Consider the following 20,573-nt stretch of genomic DNA (forward strand, 5'->3'; position numbering starts at 1 on the left):
GTGAACGACACGCGCACCACCTGGTCCGCCCGATTCGATACGACCCCGATCGTGGTCGAGGATCTCGGACTCATCGATTACCACAGCGCCTGGGATATGCAGCGGTCGATCGCCGCGCAGCGGGCCGCCGGGGAGGGCTCCGACCATTTGCTCCTGCTGGAGCACCCGTCGGTCTACACCGCCGGTCGCCGCACCGAGGCCGAGGATCTGCCGATCGACGGTAGCCCGGTGGTGCAGGTCGATCGCGGCGGCAAGATCACCTGGCACGGGCCGGGCCAGCTGGTCGGCTATCCGATTGTGCGACTGGCGGAGCCGGTGGATGTCGTGCATTACGTGCGCAGGCTCGAAGAAGCGCTGATCACCGTCTGCACCGGGCTCGGTCTGGACTGCGGCCGGGTCGAGGGCCGTTCCGGTGTCTGGCTGGCCGCGACCGAGCTGTACTCCGAGCGCAAGGTCGCCCAGATCGGCGTGCGGGTACAGCAGGGCGTCGCGCTGCACGGCATCTCGCTCAACTGCAATTCCGCACTCGACGGCTTCCAGGCGATCGTCCCGTGCGGCATTCGCGACGCCGGTGTCACCACGCTGTCGCGCGAACTCGGTCGCGAGGTCACGGTGGCCGAAGTCAAGCCGCTCGTCGCCGATGCGATCACTCGCGCGCTCAATGGCGTACTGCCGGTGACCGCGCGCGACATCGCCCGCGCCGCACCGGCCGTCGAGCCTGCGAAAGCCGAATGAGTCGGCTGCTGTCGCGTTCCGGCACAGTGATGGACTGCATCCGACGGCGGCGCACGGCAGGCGTAAGGTCGATCGAGTGACCTCAGCTTCAGCACCGGCAGGACGCAAACTGCTACGCATCGAGGCGCGCAACGCGGAGACCCCGATCGAGCGCAAGCCTCAATGGATTCGGACCCGAGCCAAGATGGGCCCCGAGTACACCGAACTCAAGGGCCTGGTGAAACGCGAAGGCCTGCATACGGTGTGCGAGGAGGCGGGCTGTCCCAACATCTTCGAATGCTGGGAAGACCGTGAGGCCACCTTCCTGATCGGCGGCGAACAGTGCACCCGCCGCTGCGATTTCTGCCAGATCGACACCGGCAAACCCGCCGCACTCGATCGCGACGAGCCGCGCCGGGTCGCCGAAAGCGTCCAGGCGATGGGTCTGCGCTACTCCACCATCACCGGTGTCGCGCGCGACGACCTCGACGACGGCGGCGCCTGGCTCTACGCCGAAACCGTCCGGGCCATCAAGGCTTTGAATCCGAACACCGGCGTCGAACTGCTCATCCCGGACTTCAACGCGGTCCCCGAGCAGTTGGCCGAGGTCTTCTCCACCCGCCCCGAGGTGCTCGCGCACAACCTGGAGACGGTGCCGCGTATCTTCAAGCGGATCCGCCCGGCATTCCGCTACGAGCGCTCCCTCGCCGTACTGACCGCGGCCCGCGAAGATGGCCTGGTCACCAAGTCGAACCTGATCCTCGGCATGGGCGAAACCCCAGAGGAAGTCACCCAGGCCATGCGCGACCTGCACGAGGCCGGCTGCGACATCCTCACCATCACCCAGTACCTGCGCCCCTCCCCGCGCCACCACCCGGTCGACCGCTGGGTCAAGCCAGAGGAGTTCGTCGAGCACTCCCGCATGGCCGAGGAAATCGGCTTCGCCGGTGTCATGGCCGGACCGCTGGTCCGCTCCTCCTACCGCGCGGGCCGGTTGTACGCCCAGGCAATGGCCCACCACGGGCGCGAAATCGCCCCCGCCATGGCCCATCTCGCCGAGGAGGGCACCGCCTCCCAGGAGGCCAGCTCCGTCCTGGCACGCTTCGGCAGCTGAGTGCCGCTGCGGCGATCGGACCAGGCGGCTGAAGCTGCTGGGTTCGATCGCCAGTGGCCCAAATGATCTCGGCTTCTCTGCGACGAGTCAGGTTGTCGCGGGGTGCGCCGCCTGGATGACACCGAGTTGCTGCATCATGCCGAGCGTGTCCCAACATGACCAGCTCTCGACGATCTTGCCGTCCTGGAAACGATAGATTGTGATTCCCTGAACGACCGCTGATTTGCCTGTCGGGGACATGCCCATCATCTCGCCGTCGTTGGTGCCTGTAGCCGTCCACCGGGTAGTGACGAAATCGCCCTCGGCGATCTGTTCGTTGACCAAGAACCGTTGATCCGAGAATGCGGCGAGATACATCTGCACGAGCCTTTTGAAACCGTCGGGGCCATGAACCTCGGCGAACGGGTTCTGTGGATCGTGGTTGATGCAGTCAGCCGCAATCACCTCGTCGAATACGCTGAGGTCTCGCATGTTCCATGCGTCGAGGACACGCTTGGCGGTGGCCTTGTTCTGCTCTGACATGACGCTTCCTATCGCTTGCTGGGCCGAACTGGCGGGGCGGCCATAGTCGCTGCAGGCAGCATTCGCGGTGCCCGGCATCGAGCGTGGTGTGCAGCGCGGCCGCGATGCCAACAGCGGACCCAGGCGCCGCCCCCAATATATGGACGCTGTCATCACGACGGATGCCCGTCCGAATGTTCTCGGCGGACATCCAGCTACCCGCCGATCACAAACCCTGAAGCCGGTGTATCGCAACCATTGTGCGCCTCTTTCGTGCACGCGGTAAGGGGACAACGGAGACTACTCCGAGCCTGTGCCAGGCTCGCACGGCATCTACCTGTGCATTGATTGTTCAACATGTTGGGTTGGGGTCGACCGCGAGGACGCCTCGGACGGGGACACCGTGGTGACGTAGGCGCGGTTCGGCGCACGACTCGAGCAAACGAGCCGATTTGGCTAATATTTAGTTAACCTACGTTCACTTATGTCGTAGCAGAAGTTCTGAGTGTCGGCAGTTCCAGCAGACAGCCGGAAGGCGTCGATGCGACCTTGTGGCCCGAAACGCAGACAACCGCCCGCCCTTGACACCCGGATCCGGGTAACCCGACCTGAACCCCACATGCACACCACCCCACGCGCACCTGAACACATCGGATCTTCCGATCCGGGCACGCGAGGCGACCGCTGGTGGGAAGCTCGAAGGACCGTAGGTGTCGACCGAGAAAGCGAGACACATGGTCGAGAAAGCGAGTGCGTCCGCAGGGACCAACGGTAAGGCTGTGACGGCGCAGCGGCCGGAAGACATCCGGAATGTGGTGCTGGTCGGGCACAGCGGGTCGGGTAAGACCACGTTGGTGGAGGCGTTGGCGCTCACGGCAGGCGCGGTGAATCGCGCGGGCCGGGTGGAGGACGGGACGTCGCTATCGGATTATGACGAGATCGAACATCGTCAGCACCGGTCGGTGCAGCTGTCGGTGGTGCCGATGGTGTGGCACGGGATCAAGATCAATCTGCTGGATACCCCCGGATACGCCGATTTCGTCGGTGAGCTGCGCGCGGGTCTGCGTGCGGCGGATGCCGCCCTGTTCGTCATTTCCGCGGCTGAGGGCGCCGAGGCCGTCAGCGGCGCGACCCGTGCGCTGTGGGAGGAGTGCGCGGCGGTCGGGATGCCGCGGGCCATCGTGATCACCCACCTCGATACCGCGCGCGCCGAATTCGACGAGATGACCGAGACCTGTCGGCTGGTGCTCGGCGGTGGGTCCTCGGAAAACATTCTGCCGCTGCATCTTCCGGTGTACGGGCCGAAGAATCCGGACGGTCATCGGCCGGTGACCGGTTTGGTCGAACTGCTTCCGCACTGCATCGCGGACTACTCCTCCGGGGAGGAAGTCCAGTGCGAACCGTCCGACGATCAGCTGCCGCAGCTCGAGGAGGCGCGCAACCGGCTGATCGAGGGCATCATCGCCGAGAGCGAAGACGAGACGTTGATGGAGCGCTATCTCGCCGGCGAGGAGATCGAGCTGGCGGCACTTGTCGAGGACCTCGAACGCGCGGTCGCCCGGGGCAGTTTCCATCCCGTGCTGTTCGGCGCACCCGCTCCCGAGGGGGCCAAACAGGGCCTCGGCACCATAGAACTGTTAGAGCTGATCACCGGCGGATTTCCCACACCATCGGAACATGCGGTCTCGGCGGTCACCACCTCCGACGGAGCGGCGCCGACCCCGTTGCACTGCGATCCCGACGGCGCGTTGGCGGCCGAGGTGATCCGCACGGCCTCGGATCCGTATGTCGGGCGCGTCTCGCTGGTCCGCGTCTTCTCCGGCACCCTGCGACCCGACGACACCGTGCATGTCTGCGGTCACGGCCTGGAGGACCGCGGCCACGAAAGCCACGATGTCGACGAGCGCATCGGCGCCATCACCGCACCGTTCGGCAAACAGCAGCGTCCACTCGGCCAGGCCATCGCCGGTGATATCGCCTATGTCACCAAACTCAGCCACGCAGAAACCGGCGACACCCTCTCCGGCACCGCCACCCCGCTGTTGATCGAACCATGGCAGATGCCCGATCCCCTACTGCCCATTGCCATTCAGGCACGCAGCAAGGCGGATGAGGACAAGCTCTCCAGCGGCCTGACCCGGCTGGCGGCCGAAGATCCCGCGATCCGGCTGGAACAGAATCCCGATACCCATCAGATCGTGCTGTGGTGTCTGGGTGAAGCGCACCGCGATGTCGCGCTGGAGCGGTTGCGCAGCAGGTTCGGTGTGCAGGTCGACGTGATCGACCACAAGGTCGCACTGCGAGAAACGTTCGCGGGCAAAGCGACCGGTAAGGGCCGACACGTCAAACAGTCGGGCGGGCACGGACAGTACGCGGTCTGCGAGATCGAGGTGGAACCGCTGCCCGGCGGATCTGGTATCGAATTCGTCGACCGGGTGGTGGGCGGAGTCGTACCGCGACAGTTCATTCCGTCGGTGGAGAAGGGTGTGCGCGCCCAGGCCGCGCGCGGGGTGGCGGCCGGGTACCCGCTGGTCGATCTGCGCGTGACACTCTTCGACGGCAAAGCGCATTCGGTCGACTCCTCCGATGCCGCATTCCAGACCGCGGGTGCGCTCGCATTGCGCGAGGCCGCTGCCGCCGCGGGTATCGCCCTGCTCGAACCGATCGCCGACGTATGGGTGGTGGTCACCGACGATTACGTCGGTCCGGTACTCACCGATCTGTCCGGACGGCGCGGACGCGTCCTCGGTACCGAACCGCACGGCACCGGCCGCACCCGCATCCACGCCGAGGTCCCCGAACTCCAACTCACCCGCTACGCAATAGATCTACGCTCGATCTCACATGGCGCGGGTGATTTCACACGCTCGTATATCCGGCACGAGCCGATGCCGAACGCATTGGCGGGCACGGTCCGCGAGCACGCCAAGAAGTCGGGCTGATACCCCAGCGCCACAGGATGTTTCGCTAGCGTCGAAGGAGCCGGGTGAGCAGTCCAGAGCGTTTCGTCGTCGACACCGAGCATTTCGGCAAGATCGTAATCACGCGGGCCGACGAAAGAGTGGTCACCGCACCGGTATTCGACGATGCCACCGTGGTGACCATCGAGCGCGTCGGTCCGCGCACACGTCAGCGTGTTCCCATCGGTACGCGAAATGTCAAGCGGCTGCGGGCATCGATCAATGATCGCCCCATCAGGTTGACCGTCGGCCGTGGGCATTTCTACTACCGGTGGACCTATAGAGCCCTCGCCGAGGTCGACGGCAAGATTTTGCGGCTGATGCCGACGAATCTGCACTCCAGCACATTGATGCTGGGGCAGAAGGGTCAGGACGATCATGTTCTCGCCGAATTCATGCTGACCGGAACGCACCAGATCAATGTCGTTTGGGCACTGCCCTTCACCTCACGCGACCACAAGATAGCCGTTCGGCAGCCGAATCTGGAGGACGCACTCATCGCCTACGCCTTGGTGACGGCTTTCGGCACGGGAGGCGTTTCACTATGGGACCTGGTCGAGATGGTCCTTCCGATCTGAACTACTGCTGTCGCACAAGGTATGCGGAGTTCGCGCAGACTATAGAGACTGTTGCCGGACGGGGCCGATTTCGGCCGTGCCACAAATCAACTGCCCGGACGGACTACTGCCAGGTGATCATGCTCGCCGGTAGGTGATTTGGTCCCCCGCTGTGACGTCACGATCGCGTGCTGGGCGTATTCGGCAACCGGCTCCATACGGTGTGCGCGATCGTGAAAGTTTGTGCGGCAGCTCGCGGGTTCGGCCGCGGACGCCAGGCTGAGCTGAATGGGATCGGGCCCACTCCACCGGAAGGAGTGGGCCCGAACCGTTCTCGCTAGCTCACCAGGTTCTTCCGAAGTTGTACGAGGGTGCCGCCGTCGAGACCCAAGCCCTGGGTCAGGAACTTCCCGAAATCGCCATAGGCCTGCTCCATCGCAGCGATCGCCGTATCCAAGTACTGATCACCAACCTCTTGCAACGGAATCAGCAGATCGGGATTCTGCATCAGCCCTGCCTGCTTCACCTGCTCACGCAACTTGGCATCCGCCGCGGCGCGATATTGATTCGACAGCAGATAATCCTGCCGCGCAGTAGGTTCCGGCACTCCGACCGCCCGCAACACCACATATGTCAGCCATCCAGTGCGATCCTTACCCGACGTGCAATGATAGAGCGACGCCCGATCGGTCGCCGCCAAATCTCGAATCGTCTGCCCGAACTTGGCTCGCGAATCATCGGTGAAGAAGCTCCGATACACATTGGCCATAATCTCCTCGGCCTTCCCGTTCCCGAGCAGTTCCTCTTGCTTCTGCGGATCCCGAGACTGAATGGCCGCCAGCATCTGCTGGAACAACCCGGTGTCATCGATCGGCCGCGCCACCTGCTGCACCCCCGCAGGCACCTTGTCAGCCCCCGCGAACTGCACCTCCGCAGGTGTCCGCAAATCAATAACCGCTCTGAGATTCAGGGTTCCGAGCTTCTGCACATCGGAGTCCGTCAACTTCTCCAACGAATCCGCCCGAATAACCTTCCCCGCCTTGACCTTCGCCCCGTCATAAGTCCGATACCCTCCGATATCCCGAACATTGACCGCCCCCTGCAAATCGATCTTCCCGCCGACAGCGGTAACACTCGGCTCGGCCATCGCCGAAGGCTGGAGCCCCGTCGCAGTCAGAGCCAAAGTCGCTGCGGCAGCACCTATAAGTGAAACAATTGAAATCCTCATGGCGCGGGACAGTAGAACCCCACCCGCACCTCGTGCGCCACTTCGCACCGATCCCACCGCCATTACCCCACTCACCGGTATCCCCGTGCCGCTCAATGGGATTCAGACTGGTCATTGGGTGCCGAAGCGCGCAGTCGCCAGCGAAACCCGAGATCGGTTGCGGCAGTGCCGAAGCAGTATATGCCTACTCGAAAGTGCGCGCGCGGTATACAGCTTCGACCACCGGCTACGGCAAGAGGTGACCCGACGCCGCCTCCTCCGCGCTCGATCGAACTACTCGCGAGCCGTCCGTCGCTCTCCTGCGGGAATCCGTTACGCAGCTCGTAATCGGCCAGATACTGATCCAGCGATATCGTGCCGAACCGCCCCATCAGATCGCGATCAAACGCAACGCCGCAACGCATAGCACACGCATGTCGTCGGGGCCAGGTTTTCTGTCCGCGAGTAGTCCGGAAACGACGGAGCCCCACCCGTCGAAACGGATGGGGCTCCATGCCTTACAGCGCAGGAGTGAAGCCTGCGGAGCGACCGAAGGGCCTACACGTCGAAGTACAGCTCGAACTCGTACGGGTGCGGGCGCAGGTTCACCGGCGCGATTTCGTTTTCGCGCTTGAGGCTGATCCAGGTCTCGATGAGGTCGGGGGTGAAGACGTTGCCTTCGGTCAGGTAGTCGTGGTCCTGTTCGAGGCGGTCGATGACCGAGGCCAGGCTGGTGGGGGCCTGCGGGATGCCCTTGGCCTCCTCCGGCGGGAGCTCGTAGAGGTCCTTGTCGACCGGAGCCTTCGGCTCGATCTTCTTCTTGATGCCGTCCAGGCCGGCCATCATCATGGCGGCGAAGGCCAGGTACGGGTTACCCGAGGAGTCGGGCGCGCGGAACTCGATGCGCTTGGCCTTCGGGTTGTTGCCGGTGACCGGGATGCGGACCGCGGCGGAGCGGTTGCGCTGCGAGTACACCAGGTTGATCGGGGCCTCGTAGCCCGGAACCAGGCGGTGGTAGGAGTTCACGGTCGGGTTGGTGAACGCCAGCAGCGACGGGGCGTGGTGCAGGATGCCGCCGATGTAGTGACGCGCCAGGTCCGACAGGCCCGCGTAGCCGGCCTCGTCATGGAACAGCGGCTTGCCGTCCTTCCACAGCGACTGGTGCACGTGCATGCCCGAGCCGTTGTCACCGAAGAGCGGCTTCGGCATGAACGTGACGGTCTTGCCCTCGGCCCACGCGGTGTTCTTCACGATGTACTTGAACAGCTGCAGGTCGTCGGCCGCGCCGAGCAGGGTGCCGAACTTGTAGTTGATCTCGGCCTGACCGGCGGTGCCGACCTCGTGGTGGCCGCGCTCGAGTTCGAAGCCCGCGTTCTGCAGGTTGGTCGAGATCTTGTCGCGCAGGTCGACGTAGTGGTCGTACGGCGCGACCGGGAAGTAACCGCCCTTGTTGCGGACCTTGTAGCCGCGGTTGGGGGTGCCGTCCGGGTTGAACTCCGCGCCGGTGTTCCAGGAGCCGGAGATCGACTCGATCTCGTAGAAGGCGCCGTTCATGCCCGAGTCGTAGCGGATGGAGTCGAAGATGTAGAACTCGGCCTCGGCACCGAAGTAGGCGGTGTCGGCGATGCCGGTGCTCTTCAGGTACTCCTCCGCCTTGCGCGCGACGTTACGCGGGTCGCGGCTGTAGGCCTCGCGAGTGAACGGGTCGTGCACGAAGAAGTTGAGGTTCAGCGTCTTGGCCGCACGGAACGGGTCCAGCCGAGCGGTGCTGAAGTCGGGGAGCAGCAGCATGTCCGACTCGTCGATGGACTGGAAGCCACGGACGGAGGAGCCGTCGAACGCTAGCCCTTCCTCAGCGAGGTCAGCGGTGAAAGCCTTCGCGGGAATCGAGAAGTGCTGCTGCACACCCGGAAGATCGCTGAAGCGGATGTCGACGTATTCGACCTCCTCTTCCTTGATGTGCTTGATGACCTCGTCGGCCGTGCTGAACGTCACTTGTTCTCCTTACGGATCGGTTCCCAGCCAGTGTCGATTGCATGGGTTCGTCGCGTCCAGACGGTATGGACGCGGTGTTTCCCAGCAATCAAGGCTGTGTTTCGCCAGTGTTACACGTGCGGCTGGCCGGGTCTTCAAGGCCACCCGGGCTCGAACAGCATGGTAATCCTGCCGACATTACCGACGCCCGCCGAGGTCAACTTGGGTTAATGCGGTGTCCTACGACCGGTCGTAGAGGCCTATTCTGGGGGTTATGGCACGCATCAGCGGATCCTGGCTCTCCGGACCTTCGGCGGACCCGGGCGATCCGGCAACCCCCGAGTTCCCCGGTCAGTCCCTTGGTCTGCCCCGCTCCGGCGCCGGGGCGCTGGTGGGTATGTTGCGGCGCATCGTCGCACTCGTGGTGGACTGGTTCATCTCCTTCGGTGTGACCGCGATCATCGTGCGCCCGAATCCCGACAAGATCATCGCCGGGATGGATATTCCGGCCGGGCAGCCGCGTCCGTCGAATTTCGAGGCGATTGTGAGTGCGCTCACGACGCCCAACCTGATCGTGTGGTTCGTGATCGGTGTCGTCGCGGTGTCGCTGTTCGGGTACACGCCGGGGCAGTACTTCCTGCGCCTGCGCGTCATCCGCGTCGATGCACCGGTGGCCGTCGGTTTCGTGCGTGCGTTGGCCCGCCAGGTGCTGCTGGTCTTCGTGGTTCCGGCGCTGTTCACCGACGCCGACGGTCGCGGCATGCACGACCGAGCCACCGGCACCGCGGTCGTCCGCTCACGCTAGTGCCTCCAGGCGGGTGTCGGAACAGTACGCTCCGGCGGTGTCTCTGAATCCCGTCATGCTGGCGGTCCGCCTGTTCCTCGAACTCGCCGCCATTTCCTCATTCGCGGTCTGCGGTTGGCGCGCGTTCGATTCGCCCTGGCGCTATGTGGTGGTCGTCCTGCTGCCGCTCGCCGCCGCCGCGGCTTGGGGAACGTTCGCGGTGCCGGGCGATCCGAGCCGCAGCGGAAAGGCCCCGGTCGCGGTGGACGGCTGGGTTCGTCTGCTGGTCGAGATCGTGGTGCTGTTCGGTGGCGCGGCGGCATTCTGGATCGCGGGACTGCCTCGCTGGGCGCTGGTCTTCACCACGGTGCTCGTCGTCTACCACGCCATCGGCTACGACCGGATCACCTGGTTGCTCAACACTGGGCGAACCGGAACGACCCCTTAGGAATGCGAAGGCCCGCCTCCCACGGGATGCGGGCCTCGAAGCAGCATCAGCGCCGACGGATGGTGCGCTGCACCCCGCGCATCTTGGCGCCCGCGGGCATCGGGCCCTTGGGCAGTGCGGGACCGCTGCGCGAACTCAGCGCGGCCAGCCGGCCCTCGATGAGGTCTATGCGCTTGGTATCGATATTGCGAGGCAGCTTGGTGAGGTGCTTCTGCAGTTCCTTCAGCGGGATCTGGCCCTCGTCGTTACCGATGACGATGTCGTAGATCGGGGTGTCGCCGATGAGCCGCGCGGTGCGCTTCTTCTCCTGTGCCAGTAGCGATTTCAGCCGCTGCGGGGAACCCTCACCGATCAGGATGACGCCGGGCAGGCCGATCACGCGGTGCACGGCATCAAGCTGAGTCGTCGCAGCGACGCCATTGCTGACCCGCCATTTGCCCTGCATGTTGTCCAGTACCCAGGCCGCCGCGCCCGCCTGCCCCTCGGCCTTGGCGTATACATTGCGCTGCACCCGGCGACCGAAGATGATGAACGCGACGAGCACGCCGAGCAGCAGTCCGAGCGGCAGCAGGAACCACTGCAGCCCGAAGATCAGGCCGACCACCAGGAATACGACCGTGATCCCGACGACGGCGCCGACCATCAAAGGCAGCAGCAGCTTGTCTTCCTTGCGCTGCATCTGGAACGCCTGCCAGAGCTGCTGGCGGCGTTCTTTCGACTGCTGCTTGCGGGCCGCCTTCGCCGCGGCCTTCGCTTCCTTGGACGGCGTGCCGCCCTTGCCTACTGCCATATTCACAGAATAGTGGCACGTCGGGCGGGTCTCCGCACCGCGTCAGTTCACGCCGCGACGCGCGATCTCACCCAATGCGGTGAGATCCAGATCACCCGAGGTCTCGGTCCAACCCATGGCGCGCAGCTCCGCGGGCGCGCCGACGCCGAGAGCGTCGTGCAGCCCGACGGCGACCGAGCGCGCGAGTCCGCGCAGAGTGTCCAGAGACAGTGGCCAGAGCAGCGTGCGGGTCCAGTTGTCGATTTCGCGACGCGCGACGGGTTCGCGCCAGCCGAGATCGCGCAGCATGCGTTCACCGGTCGCCGAGATGGGCTGCGCGAGATAGGAATTGCCCGCCAGTTCGACGGTCAGCTTGATGTCGTATTGCACGAATTGGACATATCGATTGCCGGGGGCGGCGATGATCAACGTTGCGCGGGAAGGTAGTTCGAAAAGGCACTGCGCCAGCGCCCGCCCGAATAGGTCCCAATCCGTGGTCACCGACTCGGTCATGCCCTCGCCTCGCTAACACTCAGCTCCGGCATGACCGCGCAACTCGGCTGTATTTACTGTTCACTCGCTGCGCTCGCTCATAATTCCCCCGGGGGACCCGCACTGGCCCGATCATACGCCGCGCTGCCTGGGACACCAGCCGAATCGTGTTGGCCGAGTATGACCTTCACCCAGCGATAGCGAAAGCAAATAGCCCGCCGTTCTCGCGAACAGCGGGCACCCGCTTCACGCGGTCACGGCAATCGGTCCGGGCGTCACATCTTCCGATTCCGGAACCCGGCCGAGCCCGCGGAATACGGGCACGTCCAGCTTGCGGCTCGCGGGCCGCAATGCCCACGACGCCACCACGCACAGCGCGAAAAAGCCGGTGTAGATCAGATGATTCGCGGCGGAACGATGTGCGATATGCGAGACGAATCCGCCGGTCAGATCGAAAAACGCACCGGCATAGGCCCATTCCTTCACCAGCGGAAAGCGCGGGACGGCGAGTGCGATGGCGCCGAGCACTTTCCAGAATCCGAGGATGGTCATGACATAGGTCGGATAACCCAATTCCGTCATGCCGGCCGCGGTCCCGCCGCGGTGCAGCAGATCGGCGATACCGCCCGATGCCAGGACGAAAACCGTCAGTCCGGTAGTGGTCCAGTAGCCGATCGATCGTGCGTTGCTCATGGTGTCCTCCTGCGTCGTGCGTTTCCCGCCGTCACACCCCTGACCAGCGCGGCGGCCGAGATGTGACAGCCACGGGTCATCCCGCCTGCAGTTCCATGAGTTCCAAGGTCTCCGGGTCGGCGAGCAGATCGATGGCCACGATCCGACCTTGGGACACGGTGAAATCGAAGACCACGCGCGGTATGCCGCCGACGGACCACACAAGTCCCGCCCGGCCGTCGATGAGCGCGAGCTGGGCTGCCCTGGCCCGGCCGGAGAAGGTCTGCGCGACCGCATTCGCACCGGACGCGCCCGCGGCACCGGTGGCGAGGGCGGCGGCATCGACGCGCAGCACCACATCCGGATCGAGCAGCGTCAGCAGCGCCTCGAATTCACCCCCGCGTGAGGCGGCGAGGAATGCGTCGACGACCTCACGCTGACGATCACGGTCGGCGGTGGCTCTTGCGCCCTGCACCCGCCGCCGCGCCCGACTGGCCAATTGCCGGGCGGCGGTGGGGGTTTTGCCGACGATCGGCGCGATCTCGTCGAAGGGCACGGCGAACATGTCGTGCAGTACGAACGACAGCCGCTCCGGCGGGGCGAGGGTGTCGAGTACGACAAGTAGGGCGAGGCCGATCGAATCGCCGAGCATCGCTTCCTGTTCCGGGCCCTCGACATCCGGTACCGGTTCGAATTCGTCGAGCGGTTCCTCGCGCCGCGTCTTGCGCGACTGCAGCATATTCAGACAGACCCGGCCGACAACGGTGGTGAGCCAGCCGCCCAGATTCTCGATCTCATCGCTATCGGAACGGCTGAGTCGCAGCCACGCCTCCTGGACAGCGTCATCGGCCTCGCTACCGGAGCCGAGCATGCGATATGCCACCGCGAGCAGATGCGTGCGGTGCTCCTCGAAGCGCTCGGCGAGAAATTTCTCGTCCACTTGTCACATTCTCCCGTTCGGGCTGGTCATGTACGTGAACTGGAAACCGCGACCGCGAACAAGGAGCCAATGATGACCGCTGGACTGCAGACCATCGTCTACCCCGTCACCGACCTGGTCAAGGCGAAGAGCGTGTACGGCGCGCTGTTCGGGGACCCCACCGCCGACACGCCGTACTACGTCGGCTACCGGGTGGCGGGCCAGGACATCGGCCTGGACCCGAATGGCCATAAGAAGGCAATGACCGGCCCGATCGGCTACTGGACCGTCGAGGACATCGAGAAGCAGCTGGCCACCCTGGTCGAGGCCGGTGCCGAGGTGACCCAGCAGCCGACGAATGTCGGCGGCGGGAAGCTGATCGCGACGGTCAAGGACACCGACGGGAATGTCTTCGGGCTCATGCAGCCCTAAGCGAGGATGGCTCCATGCCCTCCGAGACCTATGACGTGCGCCCGATCGGCCGGGTGCGCTCGCCACTGACCGATCCGGCGGATGCGCCGAAACAAGGCGACGAAGGCGCACCGCCCGCCGAGATCGTGCTCGATCCCGAGGTCGCGGCGGGCACGGTGGGCTTGCGCCCCGGCGATGCGGTGTTGGTATTCACCTGGTTGCATCGGGCGGATCGGGAGGTGCTCTCGGTGCATCCGCGCGGCGATCGCAGCCGCCCGGTCACGGGGGTGTTCGCGACGCGGGCACCGCATCGACCGAATCCGATCGGGCTGCATCGGGTCACGATCGCCGAGATCGATGGGACCGTGCTCACCGTGCACGGTTTGGAAGCGATCGACGGCACACCGGTGCTGGATCTGAAGCCGGTCCTCGGACCGACCGCGCAGCGCTGAGTGACACCCCCGTTCCGGGGGCTGGACTATTGACCAGCAGCAGTCGATAGTTCTCGGGTGACTGTGCTGTTGCGTGGGATGGCCGGGGTTTTGTTGATGCTCGCGGGGTTGGCGCCGGTAACGGCAGCGGACCCGATCGGTGTGCCTTTCCAGTGGTCGCAGAGCTTCATCACCGCGCCCGACGGCACCCGGCTGCACGCCGATATTCTGCGCCCGCACGGCGTTTCCGCGGATACGCGCACGCCGGTGGTAATGACCGTCAGTCCGTATCGCTCGCATACCGCTTATCTGAGCGTGCCGCGGCTCGAGGGTGGGCCATCCACCGACGACCTGCACGTCGCGATGTTCCTGAACGCGGGCTATACCTACGTCATCCTGGATCTACGCGGCTACGGCGGCTCGTCAGGATGTCCGGATTTCGGTGGGCCAGGCGAACGTTCGGATGTGACCACCGCCGTGGAATGGGCTGCGGGGCAGCCGTGGTCGACCGGTCGGGTCGGAATGATCGGCACCTCATATGAGGCCTGGACCGGGATGATGGGGCTGGCCGCCAAACCCGCGGGCCTGGCCGCCGTCGCGGCGTTCGGACCGGATGTCGACCCCTACGCCTATATGTACATGCAGGGTGTCGCGTGGAAGTTCTCCGGTAAGCCGGTCACCGAGAGCGGCATTCGCCCGGCCGAAATGACGGGTTTCGAGCATCTGCTCATTGCCTCCACACCGGGCCGCCCCGACGACTCCCCCGAGTACCAGTCCAATGCCGTCCAGATACCGGCCGGGTGCTATGAGCAATTCGCCGCTAACACCACCAACCATGACGCCACCACCCCTTTCTGGCGCGAGCGCGATCTCGTGGAACGGTTGCGCGGCAATACCATTCCGCTATTCGTCGGCCAGGGTTTTCTGGATTACAACACCCGGGCGTATCGCATCTTCGACGTCTGGAATGCGCTCGGACCCGGCGATCATCGAGCCTGGTTCGGCCAATGGGGCCACAGCGATTGCGATAGCAAATGCGGTGCACCGGATTTCGATACCCAACTGCTCGCCTTCTTCGATAAGCATGTCGCCGGTCGCGATATCGAGGTGCCCGGCCCGCGCATCACGGTCGGCCAATTCGATGGCGGCTGGCGCTCCGAAACCGCATGGCCGCCGGCTGACGCGCACCGCGTTCAGATCGATCTGCGCACCGGCACCTATACCGATCGCGGTCTGCTGCCCGGACCCGACCGCGAGATCTGGTCCATTTCCGAACCGCTGAATACCGCGCAGCACATCTCCGGAATTCCGACGGCAACGCTGCGTCTGTCCGGTCCAGCGACCGCGACGGTCGCGGTCGAACTGTTCGATATCGCCCCCGACGGCCGCGGCACCATCATCACCCGCGGCATCGCGCCGGTCGCCGACACCGCCGATATCAGACTGTTGGCGCAGGACTGGCCGATCATTGCCGGGCACCGTCTCGGCATCCGGATCACCGATGTCGTCGACGACGTCTGGTCCCATGCCGCCGCCAATGCCGAGGTCACCGTCCTCGCGGCCCGCCTGGACCTGCCCCTGCTCAGCACCCCGCGCACCCCCGACCGCGCCGGCGGCACCAGCGAGGCCTGGGCGAAGTGGCGCGACCAAAAGGTCCGCACACTCGGGCCCGAGGTGTTGAACAATGCAGTGATGCCCATGAATTTGCCGAATGAGACCGGTCCTCGATGACGGGTAACGCCGCCCGGACCCACACCACGCCGATTGTCGTCGATACGCACGTAGCCGAACGCCTCGCGCTGGCCTTGCGCTGCGCGACGGTTTCCTACGAGCCATCGGATACCGCGGAGCCCGCAGAACCCAGCGACGCCGAATTCCTCCGGCTGGGCGCACACCTGGAACAGTCGTTCCCCCTGGTCCACACCGAACTGGAATTGGAGCGATTCGGACACAGCAGGCTGTATCGCTGGCCGGGTGTCGAACCGGATCGGGTATCGGCGATTCTGCTCGCCCACCAGGATGTGGTGCCGGTCGATGATCTGCGGCGGTGGACGCATCCGCCGTTCGCGGGCGTGGTGGATGACGAATTCATCTGGGGCCGTGGGGCAATCGATGACAAGAGTCGATTGATCGCGATTCTGGAGGCGGTCGAATCCGCACTCGCCGCGGGAATTCGCCCGCGACACACCATCTATCTGGCCTTCGGGCACGACGAGGAGGTGTTCGGGGATGACGGTGCGGTGCGAATGGCGCAGCGGCTGCGCGAATCCGGGGTGCACGCCGATCTGCTGCTCGACGAGGGCGGTGTCATTCTCAACGGTCTCGCCGACGGCATAGACCGGCCGGTGGCCTCGATCATGGTGGGCGAGAAAGGTTATGCGACCGTTCGCCTTTCGGTATCGGCGGTGGGCGGACATTCGTCCATGCCCGGCAAACAGACCGCGGTGGGACGGATCGCCCGCGCGGTCGGCCGCCTCCAGGACCATCCGATGCCGTTGCGCCTGACACCGGTGGTATCGGACATGGTCACCAGGCTGCGCCACGTCATGCCCGCATATCGCCGCCGCCTGCTCCGATTCGCCGGACTGGCCACGCCGGTGATCACCCGGATACTCGCGGCGCGTCCGCAAACCGAGTCGCTGGTGCGCACCACGACCGCGCCGACGGTCATCCGCGGCGGCGTCAAACCCAATGTGCTGCCACAGCAGGCCGAGGCCCTGGTGAATTTCCGCATTCTGCCCGGCGATTCGGTCGCATCGGTGCTCGAACACTGCCGAAAGGTGGTGCGCGACGCGGACGTGCGGATCGAACTCGTCGGCATGACCTCGGAGCCCTCACTCGGCAAACCACCCGGCCCAGCATTCGACATGATTGCGCGCCTGGCCGAGTCCGTCGTCCCGGGCATCGCGGTGACCACCGGCATCGTCCCGGGCGCGACCGATTCCCGGCACTACGACGACCTCGCCGCCACCCGCTGCAACTTCGCCCCCATCCTGCTGACCAAGGCCGACGTGGAAACGATCCATGGAACCGACGAGCGCATCTCGCTGGTGAACTACGCTCGGCTCATCGAGTTCAATCGGCGGCTGATCGATCAGCTCGCGGCGCCGCCACGTACCCAAGGAGCCGATGCATGACAACCGACCCGAAGGCCGGCGAATCCCCCGACCCGACACCGGGCACCGAGGGCGAATTCGACGGCATCGGCAGCCGAATCGCTTGGCGCGCATGGCTTCCCGACACCAAGGCGCGTGCGGCGATCGTGCTCGTGCACGGCGTCGCCGAACATTCCGGCCGTTACGCCCATGTCGGAAAGCGCCTGGCGGACAACGGTTTCGCGGTCTACGCGCTCGACCACCTCGGCCACGGCAAGTCGGCGGGCAATAACGCGAATATCGGTTCGATGGCGGGCTCCGCAGACAATGTCGAGGAGATGCTGAAGATCGCCCGCCGCGAATATCCGGGTGTGCCGCGGTTTCTGCTCGCGCATTCGATGGGCAGCCTGATCACCTTGTATCTGGCGGTCCGGGCGCCGATCGACGTCGAAGGGATCGTCTTGTCGGCACCGCCGCTCGATATCGCCGTCGGCAATCCGCTGCAGCGCCTGCTCGGCCCGCTACTGTCCCGGTTCGCGCCGAATGTCGGTGTGCTGAAACTGGATTCGTCGATGATCAGCCGCGATCCCGAGGTGATCCGCGCCTACGACAACGATCCGCTGGTATTCCGCGGCAAGCTCCCGGCCCGCACCGGTATGGAGATGCTGAATGCCACCGAATTCGTCAAGAGCCGTCTGGACAAGCTCACCGTGCCGCTGCTGGTGTTGCATGGCACCGCCGACACCATCGCCGCACCGTCGAGCACCGATCTGATCGAGCGGGGCGCGGGCTCGAAGGACCTCACGGTGATCCGCTACGAGGGCCTCTACCACGAGGTCTTCAATGAACCCGAACAGGACAAGGTGCTCTCCGATGTCCTGGAATGGCTCGAGGCCCACGTAGCGGACGAGTGAGGACCTAGCGGTAGTTCGTCAGGCAGGCCTGCTCGCCGTCGAGGACGCCGGTGCGGAACGCCTCCAACCGTTGGAAGCCGCTCGGCACCACCTTGCCGTCCACATCGCTGGCGACCAGACCGTCGGCGAGCAGTCCGGAGACGGCCTCGTCGAGGTCGTTCGCCGACAGCCGTGGATCGCTGCCCGGCTCGCTCAGCTTGGTGGTGACGACGCCGGTGAGGCATGCGGTGCGCAGTCCGGAGGTCTGCGCACCGGTGATCGTCAGCTTGCGCTCCTGTTGCAACGCAAGGACATAGCGGGAGATGAACACGGCGAAGGCGTTGTAATCACCGTCCACCACCGCCGAGAGCGGTTCGTCATCGCCCTTCATCGCCCCGCCGCGTTCGGCGAGTTCGGGTACATCGGTGCCGATCTTGTTCGAACTCGGGCAGTACGAGACCGGCTCGGTGGCGGTCACTTTCGAGCAGTTCTCGATGATCCCGTTGTAGTCGTACTGCGGCGCCTGCTGCAGCGGGAAGATCTTCGCCAGCGCCTGGCTCAGGCTGGTCAGCGACGGCACATCGACAGCAAGCTGAGCGTCCTGCTCGCCGTCCTCGTATGTCGTCGGCAGGGTCCCCCGACGCTGTTCGATCTCTTTCTTATTGATCTTCTTGCAGCCTTGGGCGCCGTCGGTGTAGCCGATCTGCACCGCGGTCACCCGCTCGAAGGCGGAGCCGTGCACATTTTTCGGGTTATCCGGATCGGAATCGCGCACGGCGATGGTGGCACCGAGGACCGCGTTGAGCCCGTCGGTCATATTCAGCGTGAAATGCGCGGAATTCCCTTCGGCCACATGACGCAGGAAGACACCGGCCAGGCAGTCGGCCTGCTGCTCCTTCACCAGCGTGCCGGTGAAGAATCCGGCGATCTTGGCCTGGCCCTGGATGGAGTGACCGTATTCGTGCGCGAGCACCATCACGATCGCCATATCGCTGTACTTCTCCTGCAGCAGTGGCAGCAGCACACCGCGGTCCCAGCCGATGGTGTGGTCCACGCTGCAATAGGCGGCGTTGACGAGGTGATAGGTGCTGGACTTGCAGAATTTGATCGCCTGCTCCTTGGACGCCTTGGCATCCCAGGAGATGTAACGGCTCACCGGCTTGAAGGTGCCGGGAAAGTTCTTGCCGTACTCGGTCTTCCAGAAATCTTCCAGATCGGCGATGGTATTGAGGGCGAGTTTGTCGACCGCGCCGCCGTCGCCGTTCTCCGCGGTGAGCGGTGCGTCCGGGACCCCCTTGCGCGGGCCGCTCGGTCCATTATTGGAGACCGCGCCGGTCAGCTCCCACGGATTGTCCGCGGTCACCGCGCTCGCTCGCTGCTGTCCCGCCTTGCTATCACAGCCGACCAGCGCCGCACCGACCAACAGCAATACCGCGACCACCCCGAACCGCAGCCCTCTAGTCCTCATCAGGTCTTTCCTCCCCGAACTCACTGTGGGCCCGTCCTCGGCGAACCCGACCCGATGGGTGCTTTGCGCACACACGTCGAGCGATCACATGGTAATCGCCGGAAGCTCGGCGCGTGTATACGTCTCGGCGGCCCATGGCCTCAGCGCCCATTCATGACCGAAATCTGCGGGATCGCGCACAGCCACGGAATGGGCGTTGAGGCCAATACATCAGGCGTTCAACCGCACCCGAGCCAGCACCGCGCGGTGATCCGAGCCGGGGATGGTCAGCGATCGCACATCGGCGGACGTTCCGTCGGCCACCAGGATGTGGTCGATGCCGATCACCGGGCCCCAACGGCGATCCGCGGGATAGGTGAGCAGCGGCCCGGCGCCCGCCTGGTCCGCCGCCGCGACGAACCGTCCGCGCAGCAGATCACGGAATGCCGAGTGATCGCGGGTGGCATTGAAATCCGCGCCGACGATCGCGGGACCCTGTTGCGCGTCGAGAATTTCGCGAATCGTGCGCAGCTCCGAACTCCACACCGGGAAGTCGACCGAGGGCGGCACCGGATGAAATGCGAACACCGCGACCGGTCCCCGCTGTGGATGCTCCATGGTGGCGGACAAATTGTTCATCCAGAAGCCGTCGTATTTCTTGGTGTCCCGCAACGGGTATCGACTGTAGATGCCGGTACCGCCGGCAAGTCGACCGGCCTGTAGGAACTGATACGGCAGCGACTCCTCGATTCCGGCCGCCGCGAGCCGCTGCGCCACCTCCGGTGTCAGCTCATCGACGGTGAGCACCTCGACCTGGTTTTCCCGAACCGCTCGAACCACCGCCGCCGCATCCGCCTCCCCGAGCAACAGATTCGACTGCATGACCGAAATCTCCCGCCCACTCGCCGCCCGCCCCTCCGGCACGAACATCGGCACCTGCATCCACAACACCGCCGCGACGATCACTCCGGCGGCCGCCGCACTCCGCCACCCCCGCGCGATCAGGAAAAGCACCAACCCCGCCACCGCCCCCAGCATCAGATACGACGCCCCCGATGCCACCAGTACCAGCACCTGCCACCGCCAAGCCCCGAAATGCAGCACAATCCCGAGTACTCCCGCGACCAGCGCACACCATCCGATCCCCAGCACCACCCGGTCCACCCATTTCCGCATTCCCCGACC

The 20,573-nt window shown here is 65.0% G+C and carries 20 protein-coding genes; 11 read left to right on the plus strand and 9 right to left on the minus strand.

What is annotated here, in order from left to right:
- Complete coding sequence (lipB, locus tag AB0J47_RS14335; RefSeq protein WP_364345292.1) at positions 1–735, plus strand: lipoyl(octanoyl) transferase LipB; 735 nt, start codon at positions 1–3, stop codon at positions 733–735.
- Between the two features lie 76 nt (positions 736–811).
- Positions 812–1,828: a lipoyl synthase gene (gene lipA / locus AB0J47_RS14340; protein ID WP_364345294.1), complete on the plus strand. Its 1,017-nt coding sequence runs from the start codon at positions 812–814 to the stop codon at positions 1,826–1,828.
- An 87-nt stretch (positions 1,829–1,915) separates the two neighbouring features.
- On the opposite strand, the gene AB0J47_RS14345 is transcribed toward lipA, so the two are convergent.
- Positions 1,916–2,350: an ester cyclase gene (locus AB0J47_RS14345; RefSeq protein ID WP_364345296.1), complete on the minus strand. Its 435-nt coding sequence runs from the start codon at positions 2,348–2,350 to the stop codon at positions 1,916–1,918.
- Between the two features lie 713 nt (positions 2,351–3,063).
- Between AB0J47_RS14345 and AB0J47_RS14350 the strand changes: the two genes are divergently transcribed.
- On the plus strand, positions 3,064–5,271 hold the full coding sequence (locus AB0J47_RS14350) for an elongation factor G-like protein EF-G2 (RefSeq protein WP_364345298.1): 2,208 nt from the start codon (positions 3,064–3,066) through the stop codon (positions 5,269–5,271).
- A 44-nt stretch (positions 5,272–5,315) separates the two neighbouring features.
- A complete protein-coding gene (locus AB0J47_RS14355) occupies positions 5,316–5,867 on the plus strand; it encodes a hypothetical protein (RefSeq protein ID WP_364345300.1) in 552 nt (183 codons plus the stop codon).
- A gap of 316 nt (positions 5,868–6,183) precedes the next feature.
- Here the strand turns inward: AB0J47_RS14355 and AB0J47_RS14360 are convergent, their stop codons facing one another.
- Together AB0J47_RS14360 and glnA are read right to left on the minus strand one after the other, a co-directional pair.
- Positions 6,184–7,074: a tyrosine-protein phosphatase gene (locus AB0J47_RS14360; RefSeq protein ID WP_364345302.1), complete on the minus strand. Its 891-nt coding sequence runs from the start codon at positions 7,072–7,074 to the stop codon at positions 6,184–6,186.
- 537 nt (positions 7,075–7,611) lie between these two features.
- Entirely contained in the window at positions 7,612–9,048 is a 1,437-nt protein-coding gene (gene glnA / locus AB0J47_RS14365) for a type I glutamate--ammonia ligase (protein ID WP_364345304.1), read from the minus strand.
- Positions 9,049–9,301: 253 nt separating this feature from the next.
- Between glnA and AB0J47_RS14370 the strand changes: the two genes are divergently transcribed.
- Together AB0J47_RS14370 and AB0J47_RS14375 are read left to right on the plus strand one after the other, a co-directional pair.
- Positions 9,302–9,832 carry an RDD family protein gene (locus tag AB0J47_RS14370; RefSeq protein ID WP_364345306.1) on the plus strand — a complete coding sequence of 177 codons (531 nt, stop codon included), beginning with the start codon at positions 9,302–9,304 and terminating at the stop codon, positions 9,830–9,832.
- A 37-nt stretch (positions 9,833–9,869) separates the two neighbouring features.
- Positions 9,870–10,259, plus strand: coding sequence for a YrdB family protein (locus AB0J47_RS14375; RefSeq protein ID WP_364345308.1), 390 nt, complete (start codon positions 9,870–9,872; stop codon positions 10,257–10,259).
- A gap of 46 nt (positions 10,260–10,305) precedes the next feature.
- Here the strand turns inward: AB0J47_RS14375 and AB0J47_RS14380 are convergent, their stop codons facing one another.
- The 4 genes from AB0J47_RS14380 to AB0J47_RS14395 form a co-directional block, all read right to left on the minus strand.
- Positions 10,306–11,049, minus strand: coding sequence for a DUF4191 domain-containing protein (locus tag AB0J47_RS14380; protein WP_364345310.1), 744 nt, complete (start codon positions 11,047–11,049; stop codon positions 10,306–10,308).
- Between the two features lie 42 nt (positions 11,050–11,091).
- On the minus strand, positions 11,092–11,541 hold the full coding sequence (locus AB0J47_RS14385; RefSeq protein WP_364345312.1) for a hypothetical protein: 450 nt from the start codon (positions 11,539–11,541) through the stop codon (positions 11,092–11,094).
- Positions 11,542–11,766: 225 nt separating this feature from the next.
- Complete coding sequence (locus tag AB0J47_RS14390; RefSeq protein ID WP_364345314.1) at positions 11,767–12,213, minus strand: DoxX family protein; 447 nt, start codon at positions 12,211–12,213, stop codon at positions 11,767–11,769.
- Between the two features lie 76 nt (positions 12,214–12,289).
- Positions 12,290–13,132, minus strand: a complete 843-nt coding sequence (locus tag AB0J47_RS14395) for a sigma-70 family RNA polymerase sigma factor (protein WP_364345316.1) — start codon at positions 13,130–13,132, stop codon at positions 12,290–12,292.
- 72 nt (positions 13,133–13,204) lie between these two features.
- Between AB0J47_RS14395 and AB0J47_RS14400 the strand changes: the two genes are divergently transcribed.
- From AB0J47_RS14400 to AB0J47_RS14420, 5 genes are read left to right on the plus strand one after another with little or no spacing between them, the layout of a single operon-like run.
- A complete protein-coding gene (locus tag AB0J47_RS14400; protein ID WP_364345318.1) occupies positions 13,205–13,543 on the plus strand; it encodes a VOC family protein in 339 nt (112 codons plus the stop codon).
- 14 nt (positions 13,544–13,557) lie between these two features.
- Positions 13,558–13,974: a tRNA (N6-threonylcarbamoyladenosine(37)-N6)-methyltransferase TrmO gene (gene tsaA, locus AB0J47_RS14405; RefSeq protein WP_364345320.1), complete on the plus strand. Its 417-nt coding sequence runs from the start codon at positions 13,558–13,560 to the stop codon at positions 13,972–13,974.
- A 57-nt stretch (positions 13,975–14,031) separates the two neighbouring features.
- Positions 14,032–15,684, plus strand: coding sequence for a CocE/NonD family hydrolase (locus AB0J47_RS14410; RefSeq protein WP_364345322.1), 1,653 nt, complete (start codon positions 14,032–14,034; stop codon positions 15,682–15,684).
- Complete coding sequence (locus tag AB0J47_RS14415) at positions 15,681–17,090, plus strand: M20/M25/M40 family metallo-hydrolase (RefSeq protein WP_364345324.1); 1,410 nt, start codon at positions 15,681–15,683, stop codon at positions 17,088–17,090. The genes AB0J47_RS14410 and AB0J47_RS14415 overlap by 4 nt, the downstream gene beginning before the upstream one ends.
- Positions 17,087–17,962, plus strand: a complete 876-nt coding sequence (locus tag AB0J47_RS14420; RefSeq protein ID WP_364345326.1) for a lysophospholipase — start codon at positions 17,087–17,089, stop codon at positions 17,960–17,962. Before AB0J47_RS14415 ends, AB0J47_RS14420 begins: the two co-directional genes overlap by 4 nt.
- 4 nt (positions 17,963–17,966) lie before the next feature.
- On the opposite strand, the gene AB0J47_RS14425 is transcribed toward AB0J47_RS14420, so the two are convergent.
- Positions 17,967–19,409, minus strand: a complete 1,443-nt coding sequence (locus AB0J47_RS14425) for a metallopeptidase (protein WP_364345328.1) — start codon at positions 19,407–19,409, stop codon at positions 17,967–17,969.
- Between the two features lie 210 nt (positions 19,410–19,619).
- Positions 19,620–20,564, minus strand: coding sequence for an endonuclease/exonuclease/phosphatase family protein (locus AB0J47_RS14430; protein WP_364345330.1), 945 nt, complete (start codon positions 20,562–20,564; stop codon positions 19,620–19,622).
- Positions 20,565–20,573: the final 9 nt, after the last annotated feature.

Source organism: Nocardia sp. NPDC049737 (assembly GCF_040674755.1).
Lineage (GTDB): Bacteria > Actinomycetota > Actinomycetes > Mycobacteriales > Mycobacteriaceae > Nocardia.